The organism is Pseudomonas sp. GM21, assembly GCF_000282215.1.
GTDB lineage: Bacteria > Pseudomonadota > Gammaproteobacteria > Pseudomonadales > Pseudomonadaceae > Aquipseudomonas.
In genome coordinates this window covers 1-6,814 of record NZ_AKJS01000046.1, presented here as the reverse complement: position 1 = coordinate 6,814, position 6,814 = coordinate 1, and the positions used below count along the sequence as shown (strand labels likewise).

The 6,814-nt window shown below is 42.2% G+C and carries 6 protein-coding genes; all 6 read left to right on the top strand.

Annotation, left to right across the window (positions count from 1 at the left end):
- The first annotated feature begins 324 nt into the window (after window positions 1-324).
- The 6 genes from PMI22_RS21320 to PMI22_RS21340 all read left to right on the top strand — a co-directional run bounded on the left by PMI22_RS21320 (window position 325) and on the right by PMI22_RS21340 (window position 6,581).
- Window positions 325-1,383 carry a hypothetical protein gene (locus tag PMI22_RS21320; RefSeq protein WP_007944221.1) on the top strand — a complete coding sequence of 353 codons (1,059 nt, stop codon included), beginning with the start codon at window positions 325-327 and terminating at the stop codon, window positions 1,381-1,383.
- A gap of 82 nt (window positions 1,384-1,465) precedes the next feature.
- The gene (locus tag PMI22_RS21325; protein ID WP_007944219.1) at window positions 1,466-2,800 is read left to right on the top strand and encodes an MATE family efflux transporter; all 1,335 of its coding nucleotides are present in this window, start codon (window positions 1,466-1,468) and stop codon (window positions 2,798-2,800) included.
- Between the two features lie 40 nt (window positions 2,801-2,840).
- Complete coding sequence (locus PMI22_RS21330) at window positions 2,841-3,899, top strand: hypothetical protein (protein WP_007944217.1); 1,059 nt, start codon at window positions 2,841-2,843, stop codon at window positions 3,897-3,899.
- The gene (locus PMI22_RS30395) at window positions 3,896-4,732 is read left to right on the top strand and encodes an inositol monophosphatase family protein (RefSeq protein ID WP_007944216.1); all 837 of its coding nucleotides are present in this window, start codon (window positions 3,896-3,898) and stop codon (window positions 4,730-4,732) included. The genes PMI22_RS21330 and PMI22_RS30395 overlap by 4 nt, the downstream gene beginning before the upstream one ends.
- 29 nt (window positions 4,733-4,761) lie before the next feature.
- Window positions 4,762-5,898 (top strand): radical SAM protein, encoded by a 1,137-nt coding sequence (locus PMI22_RS21335; RefSeq protein WP_007944214.1) that lies wholly within the window; start codon window positions 4,762-4,764, stop codon window positions 5,896-5,898.
- Window positions 5,895-6,581, top strand: a complete 687-nt coding sequence (locus PMI22_RS21340; RefSeq protein ID WP_007944213.1) for a dTMP kinase — start codon at window positions 5,895-5,897, stop codon at window positions 6,579-6,581. The genes PMI22_RS21335 and PMI22_RS21340 overlap by 4 nt, the downstream gene beginning before the upstream one ends.
- The last annotated feature ends 233 nt before the right edge of the window (window positions 6,582-6,814 follow it).

Genomic DNA, 6,814 nt, shown 5'->3' with positions numbered 1-6,814 from the left:
CCGTCGAACCGCCATTGCACCTAGCGTCCACTCGGTGTCGTAGCCTTGGACAACTCCACGTTCTCGTGGCGCCAACTCTGTAGGAGTAATCTCTCAACAAAAAAGGAAGTTTCTTTTGGTGTTTAAACACCCAGACTTCAAAGTTTTGTAAGAATATTCCGATTTTTCATACAGATGTTGACGACCCGTCCATTTCGAAACTAGGGTTTAAGTACGCAAACGCCATCAACCCTTAACTAGAACGTGACTTTAAGTAAAACACTGCACCTTCCTACTCTTCGGATCGCAACGCATCTGCTGACCCTTGCGCAAGGAGTAACAAATATGGTTCCGCTAATTAAAGTCGAGCAGTCAAAAATTTCAGACACTGAGATTTCCATATTAAACGGACAAATTTCAATACCAAAAAACTATTTACGCGAAAGGGCTTTTTTAGAAAAAACAAGCGTTTTAGTCATTTCAGGTTCTTTAATCGAGGGAATAGGCACTGTCCATTCCGATATCGACTGCATCATTTTATGCGAACAACGACCTAAAGCAAACGACATTACAAACTGTGGCCACGCGTTAGTGACAGATATAAATTATCACTACATCCACCAAAATGAAGACGTTCATAACACCACAAATTTCTACGGCGAAACCAGCATACACATTGATGCTGATTACATAACGTTTTCCGAACTGGAAGACATTATTACCAAGATAGAGACAGCTTTTGACGAGATTTCTGATGACCAGCGATTTCTCTATGGTCCAGTACTGTCAAACACAGAGAATAATGTCATTCATAGATCATTAATTGGGTACGCGTTGAAAAACGAGAAAAAATTCAATCAACTGAAATCCAGAATCCCTGTCGAGAAACACATTTATGTAGCTCATCGTGAAAAGCTCCCCGTATTTTATGCATTTCAAGATGTTCAGGGTTGCTGGCAGTCGGGAAATCTATGGATGGGTTGTGAGATAGCCCGGGACATGATGCTGAAAACGACGATGAGCTTTAGTTACCTGACAGGCACAACAAACAAACACTACAAGTGGGTTTATTCAAATATGTTCAGAGTCGATGGATTCGATGAAATAAAAAATGGGTTTTTCTCCTTGTCCAGACGAGGAGCAATCACAGAAACCGAATGCAGATCATATATCGAAGATACGCTGATCTACATGGACCAGGTATTTTTAGCCATTGAAGGGCTGCTAAAAAAATCCAAAATTTACCCTTCAATGCAAAAATCACTTTCTGCCCTGGATGAGGAATTCGATAAACGAAAGCAGACCAAGCACAAAATATCAATGTGTGAGTATTATTTCAGGAAAAAATACTTCGCGGCGAAGAATACACCATCTTTAATTAGCCTACTCAAAGAATGGGATTGAGAAAAATACATTTTTCAACGCAGCAAACTTCTACGCCCCGACCGCCTTCATTGTATCCTTAAACGAACACGGGTTACCAAGTATGGAAATTACTCGGATAGCTACTCCACTAATATTTTCCAGAATAGGAGAACTGACTGCCTCATTAATTTATTTTTCGTTTATCGGTCATTACATAGTTGATTCACTTAGTCATGCATCATTCGCATGGGCACTGATCTCTTTTGTAACCGTAGTAGCTATCGGATTTTTTTCAGTATCACTAGTCAAGATAGCCCGGTCGACTGACCTAAATACGGACGAAATTGAAATCGAATTAGTTATTTCATTTAGGTTTGCAATTTTTCTTGGGGCAATCGTTGTTTTCGCTATAATTATACTTGGCACCATCGTTTCAAGACCACCTACAGACAACGGAGAGTTCGAAGGCCTTAAAATACTACTGGCACTCTCAATTTCAGTTCCTGCTCTATACCTGCAGATAGTCATCTTCAATTTTTTCAACGCCATTAAAAGAGCCAAATACGAACTGATATACACATGGTCATTCATTGCTGTTCTCGCCTCAGCCTGCACACTATTTGTTCATATGAATTCAAACACCGATGTTATTTATTTCGCTCTCACATATTCTGGATTGAGATGCTTTTTTGCTTGTCTTGCAGTCGTGCTATTTAATTTAAAAATCCGCGAATACATCTCACAATTTAAGTATTCAAAACACATCCCAAAGGCCACATATGCAAACTACTTAATTAACGGCACCCCCATGGCAATTTGCTTTGGAGGTGAAAGCTCACTATATTTTATATTCTCATTCATCTCAAAAACCATAGACAACACGAACTTATCGGCTTATCAGGCATCGCTGCACTTTTTAAGTATCGTATATATGATTTCAATTGGAGTGGGGAATGCTACAGGGATAGTAGTCGCACGACATTACGAACTAAGGGACTTCCAATCCTTGAGAGCAACCTATTTTGAAGGATTAAAGTTCGGCTTGTTCATATTGACTCCAATCTTACTGGCCTGCCTATTATTAAAGGAAAATATATCAACAATCTATACATCCGATGTGCCAACCAGAAGATTGATCGAGGAAAATATTATAATCTCGATCCCGTTCTTAATATTTGAATACATTTATATTGTGACTCGAATGACATTAAGAAGCATGTGGGACTTCTGGATTCCCACACTGCTAACTATATTATCACTCAACATCCTCGGACTAATACTTTCTATTGGACTACTATCACTTCATGACTATAGCGTTCGCTCCCTATTCGTAGCGCTAGTCTTTTGTTCGTTTTTTCTGATGCTGCTTCTACTCTGGCGGCTAGGCAGTATTCTAAAAAGCAGCGAACAGCCCATTAATAAGAAATTAAGACAAAACACAAAATACAACCTTTAAACTAACTGTCTATTTTGCACGCTGTAGTGAGGACTTAACTATGAACAAGGTAAATCCCGCACCGTATTCACTAAGCCAGCGCACCAACTCAATCACTATCATCAGTGAGCATCATGCCTGGCGGACATTAAGTGGCGTGCAAACAAACGACTATTACACTTATCGCAACGCCATACTAAATGGCTGCCATCTTCAAAGAGCGTCTTTTGACCTGAGACACCCTGAAGAAATGGTTTGCGATTTAAGCAACCTCGAACCCATTTATAACGGCCTGTTTGACGAGGAAATTGTGCGCATATGGGATTACTTAAATTTAACAACAATTCAAATTTCGGACACAGAGGTACGCAGAATTAGTGGAGACGGCCTATCACCAGAAATAGCCATTTCTGGCCCGTCAAAAACAAAACTTGGCAATTTAAAAAGGAAACTTGTTAGTGAGGCATTTGCGCATATTCGTCGAGACACATCTCCAACCCTTATAAACAAAGCCATTCGCGGCATTACCAAGAGCCGGTTACTTACAAACACAAACAACGAAACCCTAGAGTTCCACAACAAGTTCTGCGCCTTCTATAGCAAGTATATATCCCATGAACATTGGGATAGCTGTCCTGCATTTAACACGCGACATGTTTACGAGAATCATGAAATCTGGTCTCAAATCGAAAAAATATCAAAAAACAAATTATTTTTACTCTCAGCAGGTTTACCGATTGCCCTTGGCTACTTGGCAGCAACAGGGGATCCTAATATTTTTTTCTCAGAGGTTCATCGGCAAAATGATTCTAACCTGCTGAGTAGGGATAACGCATTTCAAGATATTTTCCCCTCCCCAACCTCATCGAACGAACCATGGCTGATTATAGATAAAGCCTATACCGGAGGAAGCCTCAGGCAGGCAGCAAACACGGTCAGGAAAAAATTTGGTTACGATATCGAAGTAAAAACTGTAGCACTATTTCCCAAATCATTTAGTGCCTTCATGAGCGCAGATTACGCTGTTTATGCTGGAAAACTATTTGAGGTCAAGTCTTGCGCTCGGAGATTAGACAGGGACCTGTGGCATATACAATTGATCACGGGACAACCGACATGAGGCCATTATTTAAGTGCGAATATATTGTCGAAATAGAAGAATGCCTTTACGAGGCTAGAAAACAATTGCGCCGTTATTGGGCGGGAACTCTGGCTTGTTTGCCAGACGTCACCACAGAAACAAAACACTGGGACAACTCACAAACCCAGTACGACTTAGATTGCCAAAGAACATTATATGACTGCCTCTCCAATATAAGCTTTCGAACCACCATTTACTCAGAAGAAAGTACTTCAGCAACCATATATGGCGAAAATGAAAACTTCTACCTACTAATAGACCCTTTAGATGGAACACACAACGCAGTTTCAGGTTTTCCAACGTATTCATCTAGTGTGGCTCTTTACCACGAGGGAGCGTATATATTTGGTTGGGTTTATGACCTCTCAAGGGACCTAGTCTATACCGCTGCGTTGGGCGAGGGAGCCTACCTTCAGTCGCCGATCATAGTGAAAAGACTTTATACTCGCAAAGTCAACTGCATAGAGGACATGCGGATTTCTTTCCATCGACCCAAGGAGGATAGAGAAAAAACAATAATTCAAAATTTAATGTGGACAGCCAGTAAAATCCGCATTTATTCATGTTCCTCGGTAGAAATCTGCCTTATTGCTGCCGGAGTTCTTGACGCCTTTATAGATATAAATACACCAGGACATGAGCGTAGTTGTGATATTGCCGCAGCAGAGTTGATTTTAAGAGAAGCCGGAGGCGCTCTATTTGATAAAACAGGAAACCCTAGATATTCCCTCCCCCCCTCCCTCGCCTCCCTTTCAGACACCGGAACTGTCATTGCCTTGTCCTCCACAGAGCTGATACGACTTATCTTGTAGCGCACGACCAACTTAACTGGATAAAAATCATGCTAGCCGAAACCGTAAGCTTAAAGCTTGAACTATTGTGCAATGGAGTGAGTTTTTCCGGAGAATTTCTTGAGTACTTTCAATTGCGAACAGATCATATTGAAAAAAGGCGAGCTTATGGCACAGGAGACAGTATTATTCTCAACCATGGCACTCGCACTCCGCAAGAAATCATTCTTGGTGGACAGATTATCGCTGCTGCAAATTACAACCCAGACTCAAATTACTGCATTTCCTTAGAGAAGCAAATCCCCGTACTCAAGATTGGAAATAGAACTGTGAAAATTACATTTCCACAGCGACCTAAATCTTATGGCATGCACCTCAGCAATAGCGAGCTATTTGAGAAACACGTCACCGTATATGGCAATTCGACTCTCGGTATTTTCTCTCCAGGCCACTGCTATTATTTTAACAATGGCGATGAGTGCAAATTTTGCTCTTTAGGACCAGCAAGAGAAATACTATCTGATCATAAGATGCGAATAAAAGGCGATATCGCTGGAGAGGCCGTAGCGACAGCAATCAAGGAAGAAAAAGGACGATATAAACGGGTCCTATTGAACGGCGGAACAATTCCAAACTACGACAAAGGCTACTCAATACATATAGATCTTCTGGAAAGAGTAAAAGAAACCAACCTCCACAACACCTTGGAGTACCACTTGATTTCTATGCCTCCCAAGGATTTTCGTCTTTTTGATCGATTCAAAAAAAATGGCAATAATATGTCTATGAGCATAGAAGTATTCGACCCGGCTTTATTTAAAGAGGTTTGCCCGGGAAAAGCTCGTGACTATACTCGCGAACGGTTTTTAGCCGCTTTTGAAGCCGCTGTCGAAGTTCTAGGTCGTGGCAATGTATATGCTGGTTTTGTCGCCGGGATGGAACCGTTGGAATCAATCATTGAAGGTATCGAATTTTTCGGAGACATGGGAGTGGTACCTGCTGTTGCAGCATTTCACCCTGACGTGGGCTCGCAATATTCTAACAGACAGCGCCCATCGATAGACTTCCTGATAAAGGTTGGGAAAAAGATGTCGGAAATATATCACAGAGAAGGATTTCAACCATTAATCGAGGGCAGTGGTAGAAACTCATTAGACACCGAAGCCTACCTGGGGGGATTTGCATGAGTCATTTATCTAACCAACCTATATTTATCGCCTTCGAAGGCACTGACGGAGCAGGAAAATCAACGATCGCGAGGGCAACCTTCGACAAGGTTTCGGAATCATATTCTAAAATTAATTATATAGATAAAAACCGACCACCGGTTCCATCAGGGTATACAGAGTTTCACATGTCTCGAATACGAGAGGTTCTTTGGGACTATCCAGACAACGCTCCTTTAGACCAATTGGGCGATAGGCATTGGATAAGTTTAATATCCGCCTGGTTTCAAGCCACAGATTATGCTGCCATCAGGCCATTAATCGACTCTGGCGTTAGTTGCATTGCTGATGGCTGGCACTATAAATATCTAGCACGTTTTTTACTTAAAAATACAGGGATGGCTGAAGAGGCATTAACAATATTCTCAACCATTAGAAAACCGGACGCCGTCATTTTCCTGGATGTCGACCCCGCTCTTGCAGCGCAAAGAAAGGGGTCTTTCCGCCTCAGTGAAAGCGGCGCCTTTGATGGCGGCAATGAAGATCGCCTTAAAAGTTTCATTGCGTATCAAAATAGAGTTCGATCCAGCTATGAGCAATGTGGAATGGCAAATTGGGTGAGGATTGATACGACCGACCTTAGTGAGGAAGCGGTGCTTGATAAGGCGGTGATCGCGGTACAAAGCTTACTCAGCGATTTATAGGATTCGGGATGACAAACGAGCCTTGTCCCTCCTCCTCCCTTCAAGTCCTACCATACAAGTGAGCCTGCTCGCGATAGCCATGGGTCATTCAACATCGATGTTGTCTGACACTGAGCCATCGCGAGCAGGCTCGCTTCCACAGGGGTTGTGTGTGAGGCTTAGAGCACACCCTCAGCCTGATCCAGGCGCTCGCGCAAAAACTCGATCAACGCCTGCACCGGGCGCGAACTCTG

Bases quoted from the DNA above. Each gene is read 5' to 3' on its own strand.
- PMI22_RS21320 (WP_007944221.1), top strand. From the start codon at position 325: ATGGTTCCGCTAATTAAAGTCGAGCAGTCAAAAATTTCAGACACTGAG.
- PMI22_RS21325 (WP_007944219.1), top strand. From the start codon at position 1,466: ATGGAAATTACTCGGATAGCTACTCCACTAATATTTTCCAGAATAGGA.
- PMI22_RS21330 (WP_007944217.1), top strand. From the start codon at position 2,841: ATGAACAAGGTAAATCCCGCACCGTATTCACTAAGCCAGCGCACCAAC.
- PMI22_RS30395 (WP_007944216.1), top strand. From the start codon at position 3,896: ATGAGGCCATTATTTAAGTGCGAATATATTGTCGAAATAGAAGAATGC.
- PMI22_RS21335 (WP_007944214.1), top strand. From the start codon at position 4,762: ATGCTAGCCGAAACCGTAAGCTTAAAGCTTGAACTATTGTGCAATGGA.
- PMI22_RS21340 (WP_007944213.1), top strand. From the start codon at position 5,895: ATGAGTCATTTATCTAACCAACCTATATTTATCGCCTTCGAAGGCACT.